Annotated in this window: 16 protein-coding genes; 7 read left to right on the top strand and 9 right to left on the bottom strand. The window is 69.3% G+C overall.

The features are described 5' to 3' along the window. Positions 1-9 precede the first annotated feature (9 nt). Both F6X53_RS22990 and F6X53_RS22985 read left to right on the top strand, forming a co-directional pair. Positions 10-2,733 (top strand): sensor histidine kinase, encoded by a 2,724-nt coding sequence (locus F6X53_RS22990; RefSeq protein ID WP_151002687.1) that lies wholly within the window; start codon positions 10-12, stop codon positions 2,731-2,733. Further along, entirely contained in the window at positions 2,730-3,425 is a 696-nt protein-coding gene (locus F6X53_RS22985; RefSeq protein WP_151002686.1) for a response regulator, read from the top strand. The genes F6X53_RS22990 and F6X53_RS22985 overlap by 4 nt, the downstream gene beginning before the upstream one ends. Positions 3,426-3,430: 5 nt before the next feature. Here the strand turns inward: F6X53_RS22985 and F6X53_RS22980 are convergent, their stop codons facing one another. Then, on the bottom strand, positions 3,431-5,806 hold the full coding sequence (locus F6X53_RS22980; RefSeq protein WP_151002685.1) for a transketolase: 2,376 nt from the start codon (positions 5,804-5,806) through the stop codon (positions 3,431-3,433). 119 nt (positions 5,807-5,925) lie between these two features. Here F6X53_RS22980 and F6X53_RS22975 point away from each other — a divergent pair, with 119 nt between their 5' ends. Beyond that, entirely contained in the window at positions 5,926-6,393 is a 468-nt protein-coding gene (locus F6X53_RS22975) for an Lrp/AsnC family transcriptional regulator (RefSeq protein ID WP_151002684.1), read from the top strand. A gap of 43 nt (positions 6,394-6,436) precedes the next feature. Here F6X53_RS22975 and F6X53_RS22970 read toward each other — a convergent pair whose 3' ends face one another. From F6X53_RS22970 to F6X53_RS22950, 5 genes are all read right to left on the bottom strand, one after another. Continuing rightward, positions 6,437-7,759 carry an MFS transporter gene (locus tag F6X53_RS22970; protein WP_151002683.1) on the bottom strand — a complete coding sequence of 441 codons (1,323 nt, stop codon included), beginning with the start codon at positions 7,757-7,759 and terminating at the stop codon, positions 6,437-6,439. A gap of 74 nt (positions 7,760-7,833) precedes the next feature. Further along, positions 7,834-8,784 (bottom strand): hydroxymethylglutaryl-CoA lyase, encoded by a 951-nt coding sequence (locus F6X53_RS22965; RefSeq protein WP_238295949.1) that lies wholly within the window; start codon positions 8,782-8,784, stop codon positions 7,834-7,836. A 26-nt stretch (positions 8,785-8,810) separates the two neighbouring features. Continuing rightward, the gene (locus F6X53_RS22960; protein ID WP_151002682.1) at positions 8,811-10,004 is read right to left on the bottom strand and encodes a CaiB/BaiF CoA transferase family protein; all 1,194 of its coding nucleotides are present in this window, start codon (positions 10,002-10,004) and stop codon (positions 8,811-8,813) included. A 327-nt stretch (positions 10,005-10,331) separates the two neighbouring features. Beyond that, positions 10,332-11,774, bottom strand: a complete 1,443-nt coding sequence (locus F6X53_RS22955) for a mechanosensitive ion channel family protein (protein WP_151002681.1) — start codon at positions 11,772-11,774, stop codon at positions 10,332-10,334. Continuing rightward, positions 11,774-13,396, bottom strand: coding sequence for a cache domain-containing protein (locus F6X53_RS22950; protein ID WP_210386404.1), 1,623 nt, complete (start codon positions 13,394-13,396; stop codon positions 11,774-11,776). Before F6X53_RS22950 ends, F6X53_RS22955 begins: the two co-directional genes overlap by 1 nt. Before the next feature lie 987 nt (positions 13,397-14,383). Between F6X53_RS22950 and F6X53_RS22945 the strand changes: the two genes are divergently transcribed. The 3 genes from F6X53_RS22945 (at position 14,384) to F6X53_RS22935 (ending at position 16,151) form a co-directional block, all read left to right on the top strand. Beyond that, positions 14,384-14,731, top strand: a complete 348-nt coding sequence (locus F6X53_RS22945) for a hypothetical protein (RefSeq protein ID WP_151002679.1) — start codon at positions 14,384-14,386, stop codon at positions 14,729-14,731. 272 nt (positions 14,732-15,003) lie between these two features. Further along, the gene (locus F6X53_RS22940; protein ID WP_151002678.1) at positions 15,004-15,387 is read left to right on the top strand and encodes a DUF4279 domain-containing protein; all 384 of its coding nucleotides are present in this window, start codon (positions 15,004-15,006) and stop codon (positions 15,385-15,387) included. Between the two features lie 149 nt (positions 15,388-15,536). After that, complete coding sequence (locus F6X53_RS22935; protein WP_191970949.1) at positions 15,537-16,151, top strand: methyltransferase domain-containing protein; 615 nt, start codon at positions 15,537-15,539, stop codon at positions 16,149-16,151. Positions 16,152-16,259: 108 nt separating this feature from the next. Here the strand turns inward: F6X53_RS22935 and F6X53_RS22930 are convergent, their stop codons facing one another. Further along, positions 16,260-17,201: a LysR family transcriptional regulator gene (locus F6X53_RS22930; RefSeq protein ID WP_280526056.1), complete on the bottom strand. Its 942-nt coding sequence runs from the start codon at positions 17,199-17,201 to the stop codon at positions 16,260-16,262. Positions 17,202-17,396: 195 nt separating this feature from the next. Here F6X53_RS22930 and F6X53_RS22925 point away from each other — a divergent pair, with 195 nt between their 5' ends. Next, complete coding sequence (locus tag F6X53_RS22925) at positions 17,397-17,903, top strand: RNA pyrophosphohydrolase (protein ID WP_151002676.1); 507 nt, start codon at positions 17,397-17,399, stop codon at positions 17,901-17,903. A 9-nt stretch (positions 17,904-17,912) separates the two neighbouring features. Here the strand turns inward: F6X53_RS22925 and F6X53_RS22920 are convergent, their stop codons facing one another. Together F6X53_RS22920 and pbfA are read right to left on the bottom strand one after the other, a co-directional pair. Then, entirely contained in the window at positions 17,913-19,568 is a 1,656-nt protein-coding gene (locus F6X53_RS22920; protein WP_151002675.1) for a Na/Pi cotransporter family protein, read from the bottom strand. Continuing rightward, on the bottom strand, positions 19,565-20,914 hold the full coding sequence (pbfA, locus tag F6X53_RS22915; protein WP_151002674.1) for a (R)-1-hydroxy-2-aminoethylphosphonate ammonia-lyase: 1,350 nt from the start codon (positions 20,912-20,914) through the stop codon (positions 19,565-19,567). The genes F6X53_RS22920 and pbfA overlap by 4 nt, the downstream gene beginning before the upstream one ends. Positions 20,915-20,931: the final 17 nt, after the last annotated feature.

Raw genomic sequence — 20,931 nt, 5'->3', positions numbered from 1 at the left:
GGATCCGGCATGTCCGAAACCGGCCGAGACCTGAACCGACCCTCGCCCGACGCCCTGCTCGACGCGGCGCGCCGGGCGGCGCCGACGCGCGGCCGGCTCAAGGTCTTCCTCGGGGCGGCCCCGGGGGTGGGCAAGACCTTCGAGATGCTCACCATCGGCCGGGCGCGCCGCAAGGCCGGGACCGACGTGGTGGTGGGGGTGGTGGAGACCCATGGCCGGGCGGAGACCGAGGCGCTGATCGAGGGGCTGGAGGTGCTGCCGCGCCGGCGCGTGTCCCATCACGGCACGCCGCTCGAGGAGATGGACCTCGACGCGCTGCTGGCGCGCAGGCCGGCCCTCGCCCTGGTGGACGAGCTCGCCCACACCAACGCCCCGGGCTCGCGCCACCCGAAGCGCTACCAGGACGTCGAGGATCTGCTCGATGCCGGGATCGACGTGCACACCACCCTCAACATCCAGCATGTCGAGAGCCTCAACGACATCGTGGCGCAGATTACCCGCATCCGGGTGCGCGAGACGGTGCCGGACGGGATCCTCGACCGCGCCGACGACATCGAGGTGGTCGACCTCAACCCCGACGACCTGATCCAGCGCCTGAAGGACGGCAAGGTCTACCTTCCGGGCCATGCCGAGCGGGCGCTGACGCATTACTTCTCGCGCGGCAATCTGACCGCCCTGCGCGAGCTCGCCCTGCGGCGCACCGCCGACCGGGTCGACGACGAGCTCCTCAGCCACATGCGGGCGCATGCCATCGCGGGCCCCTGGGGGGCGGGCGAGCGGGTCCTCGTCTGCGTCAGCGAGGATCCACGCTCGGCCGGGCTGGTGCGCTACGCCAAGCGCCTCGCCGACCGCCTGCACGCCCCCTGGACGGCGCTCACCGTGGAGGGCGCCCGCGCGGCCGCCCTCAGCGAGGCCGCGCGCGACCGGATCGCCGACGCCCTGCGCCTCGCCGACCGGCTTGGGGGCGATGCCGTCACGCTGCCGGGCGGCCGGCATCCGGCCGACGACATCCTGGCCTATGCGCGTTCCGCCAATGTCAGCCACATCGTGGTCGGCAAGGCGACGCGCTCCTGGGCCTTCGAACTCGTCAACGGCTCCCTCGTCCACGCCCTTCTGCGCCGGAGCGGCCCGATCAGCATCCACGTGATTCCGGGCGAAGCGGTGCCGGCGGATGAGGCGCGGCGCAGGACGGTCGCCACCGCGCCGGGCCGGCCGGGTCTCGACCTCCGCGGCTACGGCCTCGCTCTCGCGGCGACGGCGCTCGGCCTCGGCCTCGCCCTCGCGCTCCAGCCCGTCCTCGGCGTCGAGAACGCGGATCTCTTCCTCCTCACCGCCGTGGTGGCGGTCGCCGTGCGTCTCGGCCTCGGCCCCTCGCTCGCCGCCGTCGTGGCCGCCTCGCTCTCCTACAATTTCTTCTTCCTGCCGCCGGTCTACACCTTCACCATCGCCGATCCGACGAACGTGGCGGCGTTCCTGCTCTTCACGCTCGTGGCCGTGCTGGTGTCGAACCTCGCCGCCCAGTCGCGCAGGACGGCGGTGATCAGCCAGGCCCATGCCCGGGCGACGGAGCGGCTCTACGGCTTCAGCCGCAAGCTCGCGAGCTGCGGCACCCTCGACGACGTGCTCTGGGCGACCTCCGCCCAGGTCGCCGCAATGCTGCGGGTCCGCGTCGTCCTGCTGCTGCCGGAAGATGCCGGCGTCGTGGTCCGGGCCGGATACCCGCCCGAGGACCGCCTCGACGCGGCCGACCTCGCCGCGGCCCAATGGGCCTTCCGCAACGACCGGCCGACCGGGCGCGGCGCCGACACGCTGCCCGGGGCCCGGCGCCTGTTCCTGCCGATGCGCACGGGGCGCGGCACGATCGGGGTGATCGGCCTCGATGCCGACGGCACCGGCCCGATCCTGACGCCGGAGAGCCGCCGGCTCCTCGACGCGCTCACCGACCAGGGGGCGCTCGCCATCGAGCGGGTGCGCCTCGTCGAGGATCTCGACCGGGCCGAGCGGGCCGCCGAGACCGACCGCCTGCGCCAGGCCCTGCTCACCTCGATCAGCCACGACCTGCGCACGCCGCTCGCCTCGGTGCTGGGGGCCGCCAGCACCCTGCGCGACCTCGACGACGCCCTCCCGGCCGCCGCGAAGGCCGACCTGCTCGCCACGATCATCGCGGAATCCGAGCGGCTGAACCGCTTCATCGCCAACCTCCTCGACATGACCCGCCTCGAGGCCGGCGCCGTGGCGCCGAACCTCGCGCCCCAGGATGTCGGCGAGACCATCGACACGGCGTTGCGCCGCACCGAGGCAGTCCTGGCCGGGCACCGCGTCGAGATCGATGTCCCGGCCGATCTTCCGGCCCTGCGCCTCGACCCGGTCCTGTTCGAGCAGGTCCTGGTCAACCTCCTCGACAACGCCGCCAAATATGCGCCTGACGACTCGACCGTGCGGGTGCAGGTCCGGCGGGCCGGCGCGGAGCTTCACCTGCAGGTCCTCGACGAGGGCGAGGGCCTTCCGGAGGCGGATGTCGAGCGGGTGTTCGACAAGTTCTACCGGGTCCGCAAGGGCGACCGCGTCCGCGCCGGCACGGGCCTCGGGCTCGCCATCGCGCGGGGCTTCATCGAGGCGATGGGCGGCCGGATCACGGCCGCCAACCGGCGCGACCGGGCCGGCGCCGTCTTCACCCTGACCCTGCCGATCCCGCCCGGATCGCGCAACCCCGCCCGGGACGCCGTCGCATGAGCCTGCAGATCCTCGTCATCGACGACGAGCCCCCCATCCGCAAGCTCCTGCGGGTGGGGCTGGCGACGCAAGGATACGGCGTCGTCGAGGCCCCGAACGCCCGGATCGCCCGCGAGGCGCTGGCCCAAGTGGCGGTCGACCTCGTGATCCTCGATCTCGGCCTGCCGGACATGCGCGGGCACGATCTCCTGCGCCTCATCCGCGAGGGGCATCCCGACCTGCCCGTCGTGGTGCTGTCGAGCCGCGACGACGAGAGCGGCAAGGTCGAGGCCCTCGATCTCGGCGCCGACGACTACGTCACAAAGCCCTTCGGGATGGGCGAGCTCCTGGCCCGGATCCGCACGGCGCTACGCCACCAGCTCGCGGTGCAGGGCGAGCGCGCCCTGTTCCAGGTCGAGGGCCTCAGCGTCGACCTGGTGCGGCGCATCGTGCGGCTGAACGGGACCGAGGTGAAGCTGACGCCGCGCGAGTACGATTTCCTGCGGGTGATGGTGCAGCATGCCGGCAAGGTGCTCACGCACGCCCAGCTGATGAGCGCGGTCTCGACCTCCTCGGACCCGCAATACCTGCGGGTCTACATGCGCCAGCTCCGCCAGAAGCTCGAGGCCGATCCCGAGCGGCCCCGCCTCCTCCTCACCGAGACCGGCGTCGGCTACCGCCTGCGGGCACCCGACGACGCGCCCCGCGCCTGACGCCCTCACGCCGAGGCGGCGCGCAGGTGGCGGATCGGCCGCTCCGGTGCGAGCCCCAGGGCGGCGCCCACGATGCCGCGCGCGTCGAGGCCGTAATGCCGGTAGAGGTCCGCGACCGTGCCGGTCTGGCCGAAGCGCTCGACGCCGAGCGCCCGCGTGCGATGCCCCTGCACCGCGCCGAGCCAGCCGAGCGTCGCGGGGTGGCCGTCGATCACCGTGACGAGGCCGCAATGGGCCGGGAGGCCGGCCAGCAGCGTCTCCACGTGGCTGCGCGCCTCGCGCCGTCCGCCCTCGCGGGCGCGCTGGGCCTCGGTCCAGCCCGCGTGGAGGCGGTCGGCCGAGGTCACGGCCAGGAGCCCGACATCGCGCCGGTCCTCCGCCATCAGCCCGACCGCCTCGATCGCCTCTGGCGCCACCGCGCCCGTATACGCCACCACGATCTCGGCATTGGGGCCGGGCTCGCGCAGCCAATAGGCCCCCGCGACGATCGAGTCGCCGCGCTCCCGCGACAGGGTGCGCTGGGGCTGCGCGAGGGTCCGGGTCGAGAGCCGCAGGTAGACCGAGCCGCCGCGCGCCTCCCCGTCCTGCCCGTCGCGCTGGACGTAGTCGAGGGCGTGGGCCAGGATCACCGACAGCTCGTCCACGAAGGCGGGCTCGAAGGTCGCGAGGCCGTCCTGCGACAGCCCGATCAGGGGCGTCCCGATCGACTGGTGCGCCCCGCCCTCCGGCGCCAGCGTCACGCCCGAAGGCGTCGCCGCGATGATGAAGCGGGCATCCTGGTAGCAGGCATAGTTCAGGGCATCGAGGCCGCGGGCGATGAAGGGATCGTAGAGCGTCCCGATCGGGATCAGACGCTCGCCGAACAATCGGTGCGAGAGCCCGAGCCCGGAGAGCAGGGTGAACAGGTTCATCTCCGCGATGCCGAGCTCGATATGCTGGCCCGTCGCGGAGAAGTCCCAGGTGAAGGTCGAGGGGATGCGCTCGGCCCGGAACAGGTCGCGCATCTCCTCGCGGGCGAACAGACCGCGCCGGTTCACCCAGCCGCCGAGATTGGTCGAGACGGTGACGTCCGGCGAGGTCGTGACGATGCGCTCGACGATGGGCGCGTCGGAGCGGGCGAGCTCGTTGAGGATCAGGCCGAAGCCGGCCTGGGTCGACATCGTCGGCTGGCGCGGCGCCGGGAAGGCCTCCGGCACCGGCAGGCGCGGCGCCCCGCGCAGGCGCGGGCCCTCGCCGAAGAAGGGCGCCCGCGCGATGAAGTCCCGCAGCTCCGCCTCCGGCAGGGCGCTGCCCTCGAAGGGCTCCCATTCGCGGCCCGGGCGCACCCCCGCCTTCTCGCGCAGGAGCTCGACCTGGGCCGGGGTCAGCAGGCCCGAATGGTTGTCCTTGTGCCCGGCGAGCGGCAGGCCGTAGCCCTTGATCGTGTAGGCGATGAACACGGTCGGCCGGTCGTTGTCGGCCGCCGCGAAGGCGTCGAGCAGGCTGACGAGATCATGCCCGCCGAGATTGCCCATGAGGAGCGCGAGGGCGTCGTCGCTGCGCCGCCCGATCAGCGCGAGGGCGTCCGCATCCTCGGCGAAATCGGCCTCGAGCCGGCGGCGCCAGGCGGCCCCGCCCTGGAAGGTCAGCGCCGCGTAGAGCTGGTTCGGCGCGCCGTCGATCCAGGCGCGCAGGCGCGCGCCGCCGGCCTCCGCGAAGGCCTCCTCCATCAGCGAGCCGTATTTCAGCACCACCACGTCCCAGCCGAAGGCCCGGAAGATCTGCTCGAAGCGGTCGTAGAGGCCCTCGCGGATCACCGCGTCGAGGCTCTGGCGGTTGTAGTCGATGATCCACCAGGTCCGGCGCAGGCCCTGCTTCCAGCCCTCCATCAGGGCCTCGAAGATGTTGCCCTCGTCCATCTCGGCATCGCCCACGAGGGCGACCATGCGGCCTTCCGGCGTGTCGAGGCCCCAGCCATGGGCGCGCACGTAATCGCGCACCAGCGCGCCGAACAGGGTCTGGGCGACGCCGAGCCCCACCGAGCCCGTGGAGAAATCGACGTCGTCGGTGTCCTTGGTGCGCGAGGGGTAGGATTGCGCGCCGCCGAAGCCGCGGAAGCGCTCGAGCTTGTCCCGGCTCTGGCGCCCGGCGAGGTACTGGATCGCGTGGAAGATCGGGCTCGCATGCGGCTTCACCGCCACTCGGTCCTCGGGGCGCAGGACCGCGAAGTAGAGGGCGGTCAGGATCGTCGCCAGGGAGGCCGAGGAGGCCTGGTGACCGCCGACCTTCATGCCGTCGAGATTCGGCCGGACGTGGTTGGCGTTGTGGATCATCCAGGTCGAGAGCCAGAGCGCCTTGCGCTCGAGCTCGGTCAGGTAGGGCTGGCGCGGATCGTGGGGCATGGGGATCTCCGAGGCCGGACGATCATGTCACCGGCGCCGGGGTGGGATTTGCCAAATCCCGCGCGGTGGAGGATTTTTTCGGCAGGATCCACCAATCGCGAAGGTCAGGCGGCGCATCCATGCCAAAACCGAGCATCGACGCCATTGACCGGCGAATCCTGGCCGAGCTGCAGCGCGACGGGCGCGCCACGATCCAGGACCTCGCGGGCCGGGTCGGGCTCTCGGCCTCGCCCTGCCTGCGGCGGATCCGGATCCTGGAGGAGGCGGGCATCCTGAAGGGCTACGTGGCGCTCGTCGATCAGGCCAAGGTCGGCCTGCCGATCAGCGTCTTCGCCTCGGTGAAGCTGGAGCGGCAGCGGGAGGAGGAGCTCGACCGCTTCGCCGAGGCGGTGGCGCGCTGGCCGGAGGTGGTCGAGTGCTACCTGATGACCGGCCGGCACGATTACCTCGTGCGGGTCGTCGTGCCGGATCTCGCGGCCTACGAGCGCTTCCTCAAGGACAAGCTCACCCGCCTCGGCGGCGTCGGCTCGATCGAGTCGAGCTTCGCGCTGGGGCAGGTGAAGTACACGAACGTGCTTCCGGTCTGAGGCCCCGGCGCCGCCGGAGCCCCGGACCGGCCGTCCGCGGGCCTCAGGCCGCCCGGTCGTTCCGGCGCAGGCTCGTGGGCAGGGCGAACAGGGCGAGCAGGGCCGCGATCAGGCAGACGGTGCCGATCAGGTAGAGGGCGGGCGTCGTCGAGCCGGTGAGGTCCTTGATCCAGCCGACCATCACCGGGCTGACGATGCCGCCGAACTGCCCGAGGGTGTTGATGAGCGCGATGCCGCCGGCCGCCCCCACCCCGGTGACGAGCTTCGGGGGCAGCGTCCAGAAGGTCGGGATCGAGGCGACGATGCCGGCGCCGAGGAGCGCGAGGGCGAGCATCAGCGGCACGATCTGGCGATCGAACAGGCCCGCGGCGAAGAACCCGATCGCCGCCGCGACCGCGAGCCCCGCCACGAATTTCGGGCGCTCACCCGAGGCGTCCGAGAAGCGCCCGATCACCACCATGCTGATCGCGCCGCAGATATACGGGATCGCCGCCAGGACGCCGACGATCCCGGTGCTCGCGCCGCTCGCGGTCTTGATCAGGTCCGGCCCCCAGAAATTCAGCCCGTAGGAGCCGACCTGCAGGAGGAAGTAGATCAGCCCGATGGTCAGGAAGCCCGGCGAGCGCAGGGCGCCGAGAAGGGAGTGGTCGCCGATGCCGCGATTGGCCTGCGCGATCCGGGACGCCACCAGGGCCTTCTCGGCCTCGGTGAGCCAGCGGGCATCCGAGACCCGGTCGTCGAAGCGGCTGAGCACGAGCCCGCCGAGCAGCAGGCAGGGCAGGCCGCCGGCCAGGAACAGCCATTGCCAGCCCGCGAGCCCGGCGACGCCGTTGAGGGCGGTCAGGATCAGCCCTGCGACCGGCGCCCCGAAGATGCCCGAGAAGGCCGAGGCGACGAAGAGCAGCGAGGTAATGCGGCCCCGGTGCGAGGCCGGGAACCACAGGGTCAGGTAGTACAGGATGCCGGGCGCGAAGCCCGCCTCCATCGCCCCGATGAGGAAGCGCAGGGTGTAGAAGTGCCACTCGCTGGCGATGAACATCATCGCGGCGGTGGCCAGCCCCCAGGAGATCATGATCCGGGCGATCCAGCGCCGCGCGCCGACCCGGTAGAGCAGCAGATTCGAGGGCACCTCGAAGATCACGTAGCCGACGACGAACAGGCTCGCCCCGAGGCCGTAGGCCGTGTTGCTGAAGCCGAGATCGCTCTGGAGCTGGAACTTGGCGAAGCTGATGTTGATCCGGTCGAAGAAGGCGAACAGGTAGCAGACCATGATCAGCGGCATCAGCCGCCAGGCGATCTTGCGGAAGACGGCAGGTTCGGAGACCGGCTCGATCGTGTCGAGCGCGGCCGGCATGGCGGCGGTCATGGTTTTCTCCCTGAGGCGTTCTGAGGTTTCGTGCCGGTCCGCCTCTGACGGGCGGTGTCGTCCGGCCTCGCGGTTCAGGCCGCGTTGCGCGCGGGCGCGGGATGGAGGTCGCAGGGGCGTCCGGCCTTCGCGACCTGGCCGGGCACGTCGTGGCCGACGAGGGCGGGCAGACCCCGCGCCAGGCCGATCAGCGCGTCGAGGTCGAGGCCCGTCGCGAGGCCCATCTCGTGGCAGAGGCTGACCAGATCCTCGGTGCAGACATTGCCGGTGGCGCCGGGCGCGAACGGGCAGCCGCCGAGGCCGCCCAGCGCCGCATCGAAGCGCCGTGCCCCGGCCGCGTGCGCGGCGAGCACGTTGGCGATGCCGGCGCCCCGCGTGTTGTGGACATGCAGGGTCAGGCGCTCGGCCGGAACCCGCGCCAGGGTGCGGCCGACGAGGTCGGCGACCTGGCGCGGGTTCGCCATGCCGGTCGTGTCGGCGAGCGTCACGCCGTCGACCCCGAGATCGAGGTAGCGCCCGACGAGCGCCTCCACCTTCTCGACCGGCTGCGCGCCCTCGAAGGGGCAGCCGAAGGCGGTGGCGATGGTGGCGTTGATCGTCGCGCGCGTGGTCCGGGCGGCCGCGACCATGTGGCGGAAGGCGTCCAGCGACGCCTCGCAGGACATGCCCATGTTGGCGCGGTTGTGGGTCTCGCTCGCCGACATCACGAGGTTGATCTCGTCGGCGCCCGCCGCGAGCGCCCGCTCGGCGCCCTTCAGGTTCGGCACCAGCGCCACGTAGATCGTGCCGGGACGCCGGGCGATGCCGGCGAAGACCTCCGCGGCGTCGCGGAGCGCCGGCACGGCCTTGGGCGAGACGAACGAGCTCACCTCGATGCGGGAGAAGCCCGCGGCCGAGAGGGCGTCGATCAGGGCGATCTTCGCCTCGGTCGGGACGAAGGCGGGCTCGATCTGGAGGCCGTCGCGGGGCGCGACCTCCTGCACGATCAGGGCGTCGGCCGAGAGGCTCATGGACGCGGGGCTCATGGACCCGGGGCTCATGGGCGCGGCGCTCACGCGACGGCTCCGGCGCCGCGCAGGCGCGCGATGGCCTCCGCGTCGTAGCCGAGGCCTGCCAGCACCTCGTCCGTATGGGCGCCGAGCGCCGGTCCGGACCAGCGCACGCCCCCCGGCGTCCCCGAGAGTTTCGGCACGATGCCGGGCATCTTCACCCGCGTGCCGCCGGGCAGCTCCGTCGGCAGGATCATGTCGCGGGCGGCGTAATGCGGGTCGGCGACGATGTCGGCCACCGAGTAGATCCGCCCCGCCGGCACCTCGGCCGCGTCCAGGACGCAGAGCACCTCCTCGATCGTGCGCGCGCCCGACCACGCGGCGATCGTCGCGTCCAGCATGGCGGCCTGGGCCGAGCGGCCGTCATTGCTGCGCAGGGCCGGGTCCTCCGCGAGGTCGGGCCGGCCGATCGCGCTCATGAGGCGGCGGAAGATCGGGTCGCTGTTGCCCGCGATCACGACGTAGCCGCCGTCGCGGGTCGGGTAGGTGTTGGAGGGCGTGATGCCCGGCAGGGCGCCGCCGGTGCGGGTCCGGACCTCGCCGAGGAGGTCGTACTCGGGCACCAGGCTCTCCATGACGTTGAACACGCTCTCGACCAGCGAGACGTCGACCACCTGCCCGCGTCCGCCTTGGGTCTTCACGTGCAGGAGCGACATCAGCGCGCCGATCACGCCGTGGAGCGAGGCCAGGGTGTCGCCGATGCTGACGCCGACGCGGGCCGGGGGGCTCTCGGGCGATCCGGTGGTGTAGCGGATGCCCCCCATGGCCTCGCCGATCGCCCCGAAGCCGGGGCGGTCGCGGTAGGGGCCGGTCTGGCCGTAGCCGGAGATCCGCACCATGGTCAGGCTCGGGTTCAGCGCGGAGAGGACGTCCCAGCCGAGGCCGAGCTTCTCCAGGCCGCCGGGCCGGAAGTTCTCGATCACCACGTCGGCCCCGGCCGCCAGCGCCTTGACCACCGCGAGCCCGTCCGGCGCCTTGAGGTCGACCGCGATGGATTTCTTGTTGCGCGACTGAAGGTACCACCAGAGCGAGGTGCCCTCGTGCAGCTTGCGCCACTTGCGCAGGGGGTCGCCCGATCCGGGGGTCTCGACCTTCACCACGTCGGCCCCGAACTCGGCCAGCAGGCGCGCGGCGAACGGCGCGGCGATCAGGTTTCCGAGTTCGAGCACGCGGATTCCGGCAAGCGGACCAGTCATCGACGTTACCTCCGAATTGATTGTCCCGGAGAGTATCGGAGGCGCGCCGGGCGTGTCCAAACGTCATGCACCATTGGGCGTTCTCCAACGGAGAACGCCGGGCCGGATTCGCGTTACGTGCCGCCGCCTCGTCGCGATGATAATCGGACGCTTGGTAGTGCTTGTTGAATGTTCGTCTCGGGCGGATTTGCGAGCGTCCGCTTTCAAGCATCTTGACGGCTGAAGCGGACATCGCAGGCCGGAAGGTGTTGACCTCAAGCGGACATCAAGGAGACGCGCCGCGGAGATTTGCTCGAAGGCGCGAACCGGACCGACGGGTCTGTCGCATCAACGAATGGTCGCTTCCGTTGATGCGATCGATTCCAGCAGGCCGAGATAGAAGGCCATCGGGCGTTCGGCGCGGGCTTCGAGTGCACTGACTTCCGTCGCATGCGTGATGTCGAGGGTCGGAGAGCGCGCGAAGTTCGTCGCCAGCAGCACCTTGATCTCGGGATGTGTCGCGAGAATGCCTGCGAAAGCGGTGCGGGTGAGTTCGAAGACGAGGCTTTGCGTGATGGCCCCGATCGGGGCTGGGTGGGGTAGGCCGGATAGGAAGGCGCGTCGTCCGAAAGCCTGGGTTGCGATATAACGTTCCTCTACGAAGCCGGGCCGGTCGGGCCGAGCGCGGAGCCGCTTGATCAAGCCCTCGCCGACGATGAAGAGCGATGAGCGCACCGTGCCCGCCGCGATGAGTGAGGCGCCCGCCTGAACCGTCTGCTCGATCAACGCATCGGCGATCCGGGCTTGGACCGCCGGTGGCAGACCGCGGAACAGCCCGCATTGCTGCACGAGCACGCGCCGATCGACGGTGCGATCCGCGACACGGATTCGACGCTCGGCGTTCACGACCTCCTGCTTCGGATAGGCGACGCCGATCCCCGCGTCGCGCAGATGCGCCAGGATGCTCTTGATGACCGCGTGATCGGAAGACAGCCCCTGGTCGTGGCTCGCGATCACGTAGCGGATTGCGTAGACCACGCCGTCTCGATCGAGGCGGATGGCGTGGACCCGTGGCGCATCGACGAGTGTGATCCCCGCGGCCCCGAGCACGCCAGCGAGCAAGATCCGCTCCGCGCTTTCCGCCGTGACGTCGTAGTCGAGGCAGATCTCCAGGATGCGTTGCTCGCTCTTGTCCGGCCGGTCGAAATTCGTGATCGAGGTCGTGCCGAGGGCGATGTTCGGGATCGTGACGAGGCGCCGCGCCTTGGTCAGGATCGTGGTGCTGCGCCAAGTCGACTGCACCACGGTGCCGTCGACCTCGCCGATCTTGACGCGATCGCCGACCATGAAGGCGTTCTCCACGTTCAGCGCGGCACCGTTGAAGACAGCGAGGATGACATCCTTGAGCGCCAGTCCGAGGATGGCGAGGCTTAAGCCGCCGGCTGCGACGACGGCGCCGATGTCCCAGCCGTACACGCCCGTCATGATGATGGCGGCGCCGACAACGAAGACGAACAGGCTCGCCACGTCGCCGATGAGATGAGGCAAGGCCTTGCCGGCCCGACGCTCCAGCAAACCGTGGATCAGGTCGCGCCGGACGAAGCGCGCGACGAGAAGGGTGGCGATGCCGAGCAGGAGCGCCGTCTCAGCGCGCCGAACGGCCTCAAAGCTGATGCCGGTCAGGAAGGTGAAGGGGCGGGCGAACAGATCTTCGAGGAGGAGCAATCCCGAGACTGCCAGGAAGGACAGGATCAGGGCCAGCGGCGGTCGCGGCAGGAGGCGCGCACCCATCAGGCAACCTTCAGAGTGAATTGGAAGCCGACCCGGTTCGGCTCATTGTCGAGGAGGGACAGAGAGCCGTCGAAATGCTCGAAGGTGAGCCGGGCCAGGATCAGCGAGCTGCCGGCTTCCTTGTCCGTCGCCATGCCGAACGCCACCAGCTCGTCGAGGCTCGGCATCGTCCCTTTCCAGGCGCCGGATCCCACGATGCGGCCGACGATCACGCCATCCTCCGTCTTGATCGCCATGACGAGGGACGTCGCATCCGAGCGCCGCTGCAGCACGAGGACGACGGTTCGGAACGCCGCGCGCAGGAGCGATGCGTCGCAACGCACCGGCGGGAGGCCCGCCGACGCATTGATCTGGATCGCGGGTGGCCCGCCTGCCTCGGCGGCGACTGCGGACGTCAAAGCCGTCACATCGACGGGTTCCGGCTCGGCGCGCCTGAGGCGGTCGCGCATGAGGAGCATCGTCGCCTGGTCTTCCACCGCGGTGTTCAGGCGGTGGACCTCGCTGGCCGCGAAGGCAAGGGACGGTCCGGAGACCTCGGGATCGCCGCGCATCGCCGTATTGATCGCGCCCTGGACGGCGATGAGCGGGTCGCGGATCAGCAGAATCAATTCGGTGAGAAGCCCAAGTTTCCATGCATTGAGGTCGTTCAGCGATTGGCGGATCTGGTCGTAGGCCCGTGCCTTGCTCCGCACTTCCTGGAGGCGCCCGGAGAAGCTGCGTTCCAGGCGCGCACGCAACGCGCGGAACTGGAAGAGTCCGATCAGCATGACCGCCAGCAGGATCGCTGTCGCCGATGCGGTGTACAGGACGATCCGGTTGCGGGCCCGGGCAAGCGCGTCGGTCAGGTCGTCCGCCACGGTGATGTGGATCACCGGCTGCCGGCTCACGTCGACGATCGGGATCGTCTGCACGAAGGCCTCGCGGCCATCAGCCTGCGAGGATTGAGCGGCGGTCTCGGCCGGGTTGAACGGTATGAGGGCGAGAAGATCGCGCGCCTCGGTCCGGGAGAAGCGGATGTAGAGCACCTCACCCTTCGCCAAGTCGGTCGTTCCGCGCGTCCGGTCGAGGGTCTCGGCGACACGACGGTCGAGGGCGAAGCCGAAGTCGAGACCGGTCGCCTGCGCGGCAATCTGCAACGCATCCCAAGGCGAGCTGCCGAGTTCGAGATTGCCGACGAACGTGTCGCCAGACACGACCGGTGCGATCACGCGCAGTTCCGGGCCGAGGCGGCCGATTTCCAGGCCAACCACCGGGACGCGCGTTTTCATGACGGCGGCAACCATCGCACGATCCGCCAGGCTGTCTCCGAAGAGGTCAGGACGATGAGCCCTGAAGAAATTGACGTCGGCAGCGACCTGGAAGCCCAGGATGGTGACGCCGAAGCGGGGCTTCAGAACCTGCTCGAAGAGGGGCACCGAACGCCGGGCGAGTTCTGGGCGGTCGCGCTGCATGAGCGCGGCGACGATGAGCGTGTCCCGTGCGATGATCTCCGCGCCAAGGCGCAAAGCTTGGAGGCGCGCCTCGGAGGCCTCGCGATAAACCGTCTCGAAGCGTGAGGCCCGGGTCTGCGCATCGCCAATCAGAGCCGCGCGAGAGCCGGCGTACTGGCTGACACCGGCCAACGTCCCCGCCGCGATGATGAAGATCGAGACGACGAGGGCGAGAATGACCTGTCGTGCTTCGAAGCCGCCCTCTGATATCGCCGAGATCGACACCGGCTTCTCTACCCTGGTCATGTGATCGCAACGTGCCCGCTCATCCGAAGAACCGCGTTGGGCTGCTCACCGCCTGCCTAGGCCCTACGGTGTTGAGCGTCTCGGCGATGCCCTATTGGAGGTTAGAGCTGATCCGAGCCAGCGTTCGTGTCGCTGGTCGAAGCCCTGACTATCCTCCAGACATCACGGCGAGGCCCAAGGCTGTAGCACATCAACAACACAGCCGAATTTCCTCTTCATCATACCTGATTTCTGAAGCGGTCACTGCATTCCAGGGCTTGGGTCCTCGACCTCGGAGCGTTCTCGCAACAGGAAATAGGAGGCACATCGAAGGGCCGATCAAGATGCACCTGTCGGCGGTCAACATCTTGCCTGCGCGGCGTCCGACATTGCTGAACTTGCGCTCCTCGGCTTCGAAAGGGACATCAGTCTTTCATGACGAAGTCGCATGGGGTCACTCCGTACATATTGCTGTCGGAATAACGATGTCAGGAATGTCCGCTTCCAAGGATGATGTCGATCGCCTTTTGCGGCGAGGTTGGGTCGAAAGGGGGGGATGGCCGCTCGGGGTGAACGTTGTGAGAAAACACCGGCCCTTTCCAGAATCGCAGAACGATCTTCTGTGTGACAGACATTCCAGTCCGCCAAGGGCCGTTCTGACGCCAATCGGACGCCCTTTTCAGCATTGTCGAGATTGCTTGAGGGTAAATCCTTCTCCCGCTCGCGCGTTTTCACACAGCCTCGGTCGCAAGCGGCTGTACACTGATGTAAATTGGATTGAGGCCCATTAGGGATAAATAACGGAAGTTTCGCTGTCGCGTTGTGGCGACCGTAATGGTTCGCGTAGCACTATAAGATCGCAATCGATGATCTCCACCTGCGGAGCGCCGGATCATGGTCGGGGTCCTATACGCGTTATCGATCGTCTTCTTCGGGCTGACTGCGTGGTGCTCGCAAGCCGCGCTCGCTGAGGTCCGGTCCAGATTGCCCAACAGTTTCAGCGAGGACGATATTCGTGCCGCGGCCGACTACTGGGTGTGGGATCGGAATATGCCGAACCGCGTGCGCCGCTACACCGTCTGGGAGGGGGTTTGGTCCTCGCTCGCATGCGCAAGCGCGAGTATCGGCCTTTGGCGCTCTGGGCATGGCGTGGGTGCTGCGGTCGTGGCGCTGCTCGGCGTCTACATGCTGCTCCGCACAGTTTGGAAGCGGCAGCAGTTCAGGTGTCAAAACTTCCAATGAGCTTGCCAGACACGCGCAGCTTCTAACTCTGCTTGGGGTCCAGGCTGTGTGAAAACGTAGCCGCGTCACGCAGCCGTAGAGCAAATTTCCAAACCATGCTCTTTCTGGCGTGCCAGAGATTGGAAAAGTGCTCACCAGAAGGCGCGGCATCGCTGCTTGAGAGAACGAAATTCTATCGCGGCCAGCGATGCCAGGGTTTTCACAAAGGCTCGGTGGTGTGCGGACGTCACCGTTGCGCTAGGATGGACGGCATATCTTAACTTGCTCGCACGATGGTTGCGCTGCGGATCTTCGGCGACCCCCTCGATCCGGACGAGATCACGCAACGACTGGGCATCGAACCTACGGGGTGGGCGCGGAAAGGCGATACGCGTCGCACGGCATCAGGTCGCGATGTCGTCGCCTGGTCCGGGTCGTGGCGGCTCGATGCCGGCATCCCTGGCGATCTCAACACGCAGATCGGCGCGCTCCTCACCAGGCTCCCGAGCGACCCGTCCCTCTGGCGCGAACTGTCCCACCGCTACCAGTGTGATGTCTTTTGCGGCCTGTTCCTGCGAGAGGGCAACGAAGGGACAGAGTTGCAGCCCCAGATTCTATCGATGCTGGGCGAGCGCGGCCTCCCGCTAGGGCTGGACATCTACGGCTTGGCCGACTGACCAGGGTCCGCAAGGGGTGGTTTTCTGCCCTTCAGCTTTCGAGTTGTAACCGCCTGGAAATGGACAAAAGGCAGAAGGGTCGCAGCCTGTTTCACCGTCACTCGAATGCGGCTAGAGAAGAATTAAGGGCTATTCATGGGGGATGAATTTTGTCGAAAGAAAATCAGATAACTCTCAAATCATATGCGGAGAAATTTCGCGAGTACGATGCAAATTCGTCGCAAAATGTGACAGGTGCATCGAAGGATTGGATCGACAGGGTCCTCGCGCGCTTTGCTAAAGATGCAAGAATATTCGAGATTGGGACCGCGCACGCCCGCTATGCAAGGTATATCACGAGTAAAGGCTACTCCTTAACATGCCGTGATGCAATCGATGAGTTCGTCGAAGACATCCGCCTTAAAGGATTTAAGGTTGTAAAGTTCAATGTTTTGACCGATAAATTTGACCAAAACTATGATGCAGTCATTGCAAATGCTGTGATGCCGCACTTCAATGAGGTTGAGTTCGATGATGTTTTGACGAAAACAATTGACATGCTCAATCCGGGCGGAGTATTCGCCTTCACCATCAAAGTTGGTCAGGGCTCCGAATGGCATAATAAAAAGATCAATGCCCCAAGATTTTTTCGATATTGGACAAAGCGAGAGCTAAATGACAAGCTTATCGGTCATGGCTTGCTTGAATTCGAAATAACTGAGGCTCAGACGGAAAGGGCTCATGCAGACTGGATCTATCTGGTGGTTGAGAAACCCAACAAGTGATCCACTGATCGAGTTAGTAACCGTATTGGGCAACCTACGGCAGCTTTGGGGGAGGCCCGGCCGCCGTCAGGATGCCCGACATGGGTCGGACGCGGACAGGCCGGCGCCTCAGATCTCCACAAGAAGGTGGTCGAGGAGAAGGCGCGCGGCCGGCGGCAGGGCCGTTTGGCGGGTGACGATCCGCAATTCGCGGTGCGCCCAGGCATCCGTCAGGGGCACCGCGGTGAGCCGCATCTGGGGCCCCAGGAGATCGAACACTCCGGACGGGACCACGCCGAGGCCGAGCTTCGCCTGCGACATCCGGCAGACCGCGTCGAAGCTCGGCACGTGGACGCGCAGCCGCAGCGGGCGCCCGAGGCGCTGCGCCTCGGCCCGGACGCTGCCGTAGATCGAGCTTTCCGCGTGGAGCCCGACATGGTCGTGGTCGAGGGTCGCGGAGAAGGGGAGTTCCGGATGCCCGGCCAGCGGGTGGTCGGCCCGCATCACGAGGACGAGCCGGTCGCGCCGATAGGGCAGGCTCGCGAGATCGTGGGTCGGCGTGTCGCCGGCGCAGATGCCGAGATCGGCGGCCCCGTCCCGCACGCCGGCCACGACGCGGTTGCTCGGCCGCTCCTCCAGCTCCACCCGGAGGGCGGGCTGAGCCGCGAGGAAGCCCCGCAGGTCCTCGGGCAGGAACTGCACGATGGCCGAGAGATTGGCGAGCATGCGCACGAAGCCCCGCACGCCCTTGGCGTGCTCGGCCAGTTCGAGGGCCGCCTGCTCGGCGTTGCGGAGCATGCGGCGGGCATGGTGCAGCAGCGTGTCGCCCGAGGGCGTGGCCACCATCCCGGTGGCCCGGCGCTGGAACAGCGCGATGCCGAGGGTTTGCTCCAGCTCCGCGAGGCGCTTGCTCACGGCCGAGGGCGCGATGGCCTCGCGCCGCGCCGCCCCCGTGAGGGTGCCCTCCTCGCACATCGCCACGAAGAGCTTCAGGGTCGTGAGGTCGAGCCTGCGCAGGACGGCCGCCCGCGCGGCCTCCCGGGAGAGGGCCTGCGCGTCGGATTCGGACAGGGGCGGGATGCTCAGGCGGGACCCTTCCGGGTTCGATGCGGCCGGCGGCAGGACAGGGTCTCGTGGTCCGGCCGCCACGATGATCCGCCGCGGCGCATCCGCGTTCAAGGGGGCTGTCGCGCGCAGGCCGTTTGCGAAGCCGCGCGGCCGGTGGCAAGGACGTCCGGCCACGGACCACACGCGAAGACCCCGCCCTTGAACGATGCTCTGCCCTACCGCCCGAATGTCGGCGTGGCGCTCTTCGACCGTCGCGGGCGCGTTCTGATCGCCCGGCGGATCGCGGATGACGGCCCCGAGATCATCCTGCCGGGCCACGCCTGGCAGATGCCCCAGGGCGGCATCGATGCCGGCGAGGATGCGGAGGCGGCGGCCCATCGCGAGCTCTTCGAGGAGACGGGCATCCGCAGCGCCGTCCTGCTCGGCGCCCATCCGGACTGGCTCACCTACGATTTCCTGCCCTATGCCGGGCCGCCCCACCGCCTCGCGCGGTTTCGCGGGCAGCGCCAGCGCTGGTACGCCCTGCGCTTCACCGGCGCGGATGCGGAGATCGACGTCGCCCGCGCCCCGGACGGGATCGCGCCGGAATTCTCGGATTGGCGCTGGGAGCGGCTCCCGGCGATCGTCGACCTGGTGGTGCCTTTCAAGCAAGCGATCTACGCCGAGCTGGTCCGGGCGTTTGCGGGCTTTGCCGAGCCGGTCTGAGGCCTCGCCTCAGGCGGCGCCCGACGCCGTCGTCCGCAGGCGGCTCTCCAGCAGGTCGCCGCTGGCGCGCAGGATCGGGTAGGCCGCGGAGGCGACGAGGTGGTCGTTGATCCGCTTCAGGTCGCGCACCAGGTCGAGCTCGATTCCCCAGAGCGCGGCATCGCGCGCCGGCGCCCCGCGCAGCAGCGCGACATGCGCCTCGATGCGCTGTTCCTCCAGGGCCCGGAAGCCGCGCTTCTCGTTGGCGAGGTGGCGGGCCGCGGCCTCGTCCTCGGTGACGAGGAGGGAGGCCGCCATGCGCAGATTCGCGGAGAGGCGGTCCAACAGCGCCGCGAGGTCGAGCGCGTCGCCGGCGGCGCGGGTCGCGCCGAGCTTGCGGCGGCGCCCGACCTGGGCGACGACGTTGCGGGTGAGCACGTCGGCGGCGTGCCCGAGCTGGATCGTGAAGCTGACGAGCGCGGCGAGGCGGCGCTCCTCGGCCTCCGTCAGGGCGTCCGCGTCGAGGCCGGCGAGGAAGCGCTGCACCTCCGCCCCGCGGGTCTCGAGGGTCCGCTCGGCGAGGCGGATCCGCTCCTGCGGCCTGTCCCCCTCGCGCAGCAGGCGCGCGGCATCGGCCAGCATGCCCTCGAGGAGGTCGGCCATGCGCAGCGCGTGCCGGGAGGCGAGCCCGAGTGCCACGGAGGGCATCTCCACGAGCCCCGCATCGAGGCGCAGGGCCGGCTCGGCGCCCGAGGCGCCCGAGTCGGGCAGCAGGCGTTGCAGGAGCCGCCCGAGGCGCCCGAGCAGGGGCAGGGCCGCGAGGGCGAGGCCGAGATTGAACAGGACGTGGAAATCCGCCACGGCGAGGCCCGGGCCGCCGAGGCGCGGGCCGAGCCCGCCCGCGATCCAGGGCAGGAGCGGCAGGGCGAGGACGCAGCCGGACAGCCGCACGAGGACGTTGCCGAGCGCCACGCGCCGCCCCGTGACCTCCCGGCTCGCTACGAGCGGGTTCAGGGCGCTTCCGAGATTGGCGCCGAGCACGAGCGCGAGGGCGGTGGCGAGGGGGACGATGCCCTGCTGGGCGAAGGCCGCGACGAGAAGCACGACCGCGACGCTCGAATGGGCCGCCCAGGCCAGGAGCGCGGCGAGCAGCAGGGCGATGACCGGATCTCCCGCGACGAGACCGAGAAGCGCGTGCGTGCCGGGAGTGCTCCCGTAGGGCGCAAGCGTCGCGACGAGCTGGATCAGCGACAGCAGGACGAGGCCGAGGCCGATCGCGACCCGGCCGAGTGCCCGGCCCCTCGCCCCGCCGGCCCGGCGAAACGTTACGGCGCCGACCAGGATCAGGATCGGCGCGACCTTGGCGATGTCGAAGGAGAGCGCCTTGACGATCAGGGCCGTGCCGATATTCGCGCCCAGCATCACGGCGAGCGCCGGCCCCAGCGCGACGAGGCCGCCCGCCGCGAAGGCGGTCGCCATCAGGCCGGTCGCCGTGCTGCTCTGGAGCAGCATCGTCACGCCGAGCCCGGCCAGGAGGGCTTTCAGCGGATGGTTCAGGCTGGCGCCGAGGATGCGGCTCAGATCCGGGCCGTAGGCGCGCTGCACCCCGGTCCGGATCATGTGGATGCCCCAGAGCAGGAGCGCGACCCAGCCGGCGAGGTCGAGGAGGACGATGGTCCCGGTCATGGCCGGCCCGCCGCGATCGCGCGCTCGATGATCGCGAGGGCGTCGAGCATCTGCGCCTCGCTCACGATCAGCGGCGGCGTCAGGGTCAGGACGTTGCCCATGGTGGTCTTGAAGGACAGGCCGGTATCGAGGGCGCGGTAGAGCACGGCCTCGGCCAGCGCCCCGTCCGGGGCGCGCGAGTCCCGGTCCCGCACCAGCTCGATCCCGATCAGGCAGCCGCGCCCGCGCACGTCGCCGATGGCGGGCAGGCGGTGCTTCATCGCCTCCAGCCGCTCGAGGGCGAGGCGCCCGACGCGCGCGGCGTTCTCGACGAGGCCCTCCTCCTCGATGATCGCGATGGTCTCGAGGGCGGCGCGGGCCGTCACCGGGTTCTTCTCGTGGGTGTAGTGGCCGAAGGCCCAATCCCCGCCGACATCGAGGCGCCGATCGGCGATCACCGCCGCGATCGGCAGGATGCCGCCGCCGAGCCCCTTGCCGAGGACCAGGATGTCGGGCGCCACGCCGTCATGCTCGCAGGAGAACATCTTGCCGGTCTTGCCGAGGCCGGTCGGGATCTCGTCGAAGATCAGGAGCACGCCGTGCCGGTCGCAGATGGCGCGGACCTCCGCCCAGAAGCCGGGGGGCGGGATGTAGGGCACCGCCCGGGTCGGCTCGGCGATGAGGGCCGCGACATCGGTGTCGCGGGCGAGCACGTAGTCGATCATGCGGGCGCAGGCCCGGCCGCTCGCATCCGCCGAATCCGTGCCGTAGGGGCAGCGATAACCCCCGAAGGGCGCGACCTGGAGGGCGCCCGCCACCATCGGCCCGGCGGGTCCGGAGCGGAACAGCATCTCGCCCGACATCGCGGCGGCGCCGGTGCCGGCCCCGTGGAAGGAATCCCAGAACGACAGGGTCTTGTGGCGCCCGGTCGCCGCGCGGGCGATTTTCACGGCGACCTCGATCGCGTCCGAGCCGCCGGTGGTGAACAGCACCTTGCCGAGATTGCCCGGGCTGATCGCCCCGAGCGTCTCGGCGAGCCGGACCGCCGGCGCGCAGGCGTAGCGCCGGGGCGCGAAGGGGAGGGCGTCCATCTGCTCCGCGATGGCGCGCTTGAGGCGCGGATGGCCGTAGCCGATGTGGTGGACGTTGTTGCCGTGGAAATCCATGAAGCGGCGCCCGGCCACGTCCTCGATCCAGATCCCCTCGGCCCGCGCGATGGCGTTGAGGCAGGGCGTCGAGACGGATTGGTGCAGGAAGGCCGCGGAATCCCGCGCGAGCAGGGTCCGGGTCGCGGCATCGAGGCTGCGCGCCTGCCAGGCGGCGCGGCGATCGGTGAGGTTGGTGTCGCTCTCGGATTCGGCGATCATCGCTTGCTTTCTCGCGG

This window comes from Methylobacterium soli, assembly GCF_008806385.1.
Classification (GTDB): domain Bacteria; phylum Pseudomonadota; class Alphaproteobacteria; order Rhizobiales; family Beijerinckiaceae; genus Methylobacterium; species Methylobacterium soli.
The sequence above is the reverse complement of the archived record's forward strand: the minus strand, read 5'-3'. Positions and strand labels throughout refer to the sequence as shown.

What these genes read in the sequence shown, in the direction of transcription:
- F6X53_RS22940 (WP_151002678.1), top strand. Translation starts at nt 15,004, where the DNA reads ATGGTTGCGCTGCGGATCTTCGGCGACCCCCTCGATCCGGACGAGATC.
- F6X53_RS22975 (WP_151002684.1), top strand. Translation starts at nt 5,926, where the DNA reads ATGCCAAAACCGAGCATCGACGCCATTGACCGGCGAATCCTGGCCGAG.
- F6X53_RS22945 (WP_151002679.1), top strand. Translation starts at nt 14,384, where the DNA reads ATGGTCGGGGTCCTATACGCGTTATCGATCGTCTTCTTCGGGCTGACT.
- F6X53_RS22980 (WP_151002685.1), bottom strand. Translation starts at nt 5,806, where the DNA reads ATGCCCCACGATCCGCGCCAGCCCTACCTGACCGAGCTCGAGCGCAAG.
- F6X53_RS22970 (WP_151002683.1), bottom strand. Translation starts at nt 7,759, where the DNA reads ATGACCGCCGCCATGCCGGCCGCGCTCGACACGATCGAGCCGGTCTCC.
- F6X53_RS22990 (WP_151002687.1), top strand. Translation starts at nt 10, where the DNA reads ATGTCCGAAACCGGCCGAGACCTGAACCGACCCTCGCCCGACGCCCTG.
- F6X53_RS22955 (WP_151002681.1), bottom strand. Translation starts at nt 11,774, where the DNA reads ATGGGTGCGCGCCTCCTGCCGCGACCGCCGCTGGCCCTGATCCTGTCC.
- F6X53_RS22965 (WP_238295949.1), bottom strand. Translation starts at nt 8,784, where the DNA reads ATGAGCCCCGCGTCCATGAGCCTCTCGGCCGACGCCCTGATCGTGCAG.
- F6X53_RS22960 (WP_151002682.1), bottom strand. Translation starts at nt 10,004, where the DNA reads ATGACTGGTCCGCTTGCCGGAATCCGCGTGCTCGAACTCGGAAACCTG.
- F6X53_RS22985 (WP_151002686.1), top strand. Translation starts at nt 2,730, where the DNA reads ATGAGCCTGCAGATCCTCGTCATCGACGACGAGCCCCCCATCCGCAAG.
- pbfA (WP_151002674.1), bottom strand. Translation starts at nt 20,914, where the DNA reads ATGATCGCCGAATCCGAGAGCGACACCAACCTCACCGATCGCCGCGCC.
- F6X53_RS22920 (WP_151002675.1), bottom strand. Translation starts at nt 19,568, where the DNA reads ATGACCGGGACCATCGTCCTCCTCGACCTCGCCGGCTGGGTCGCGCTC.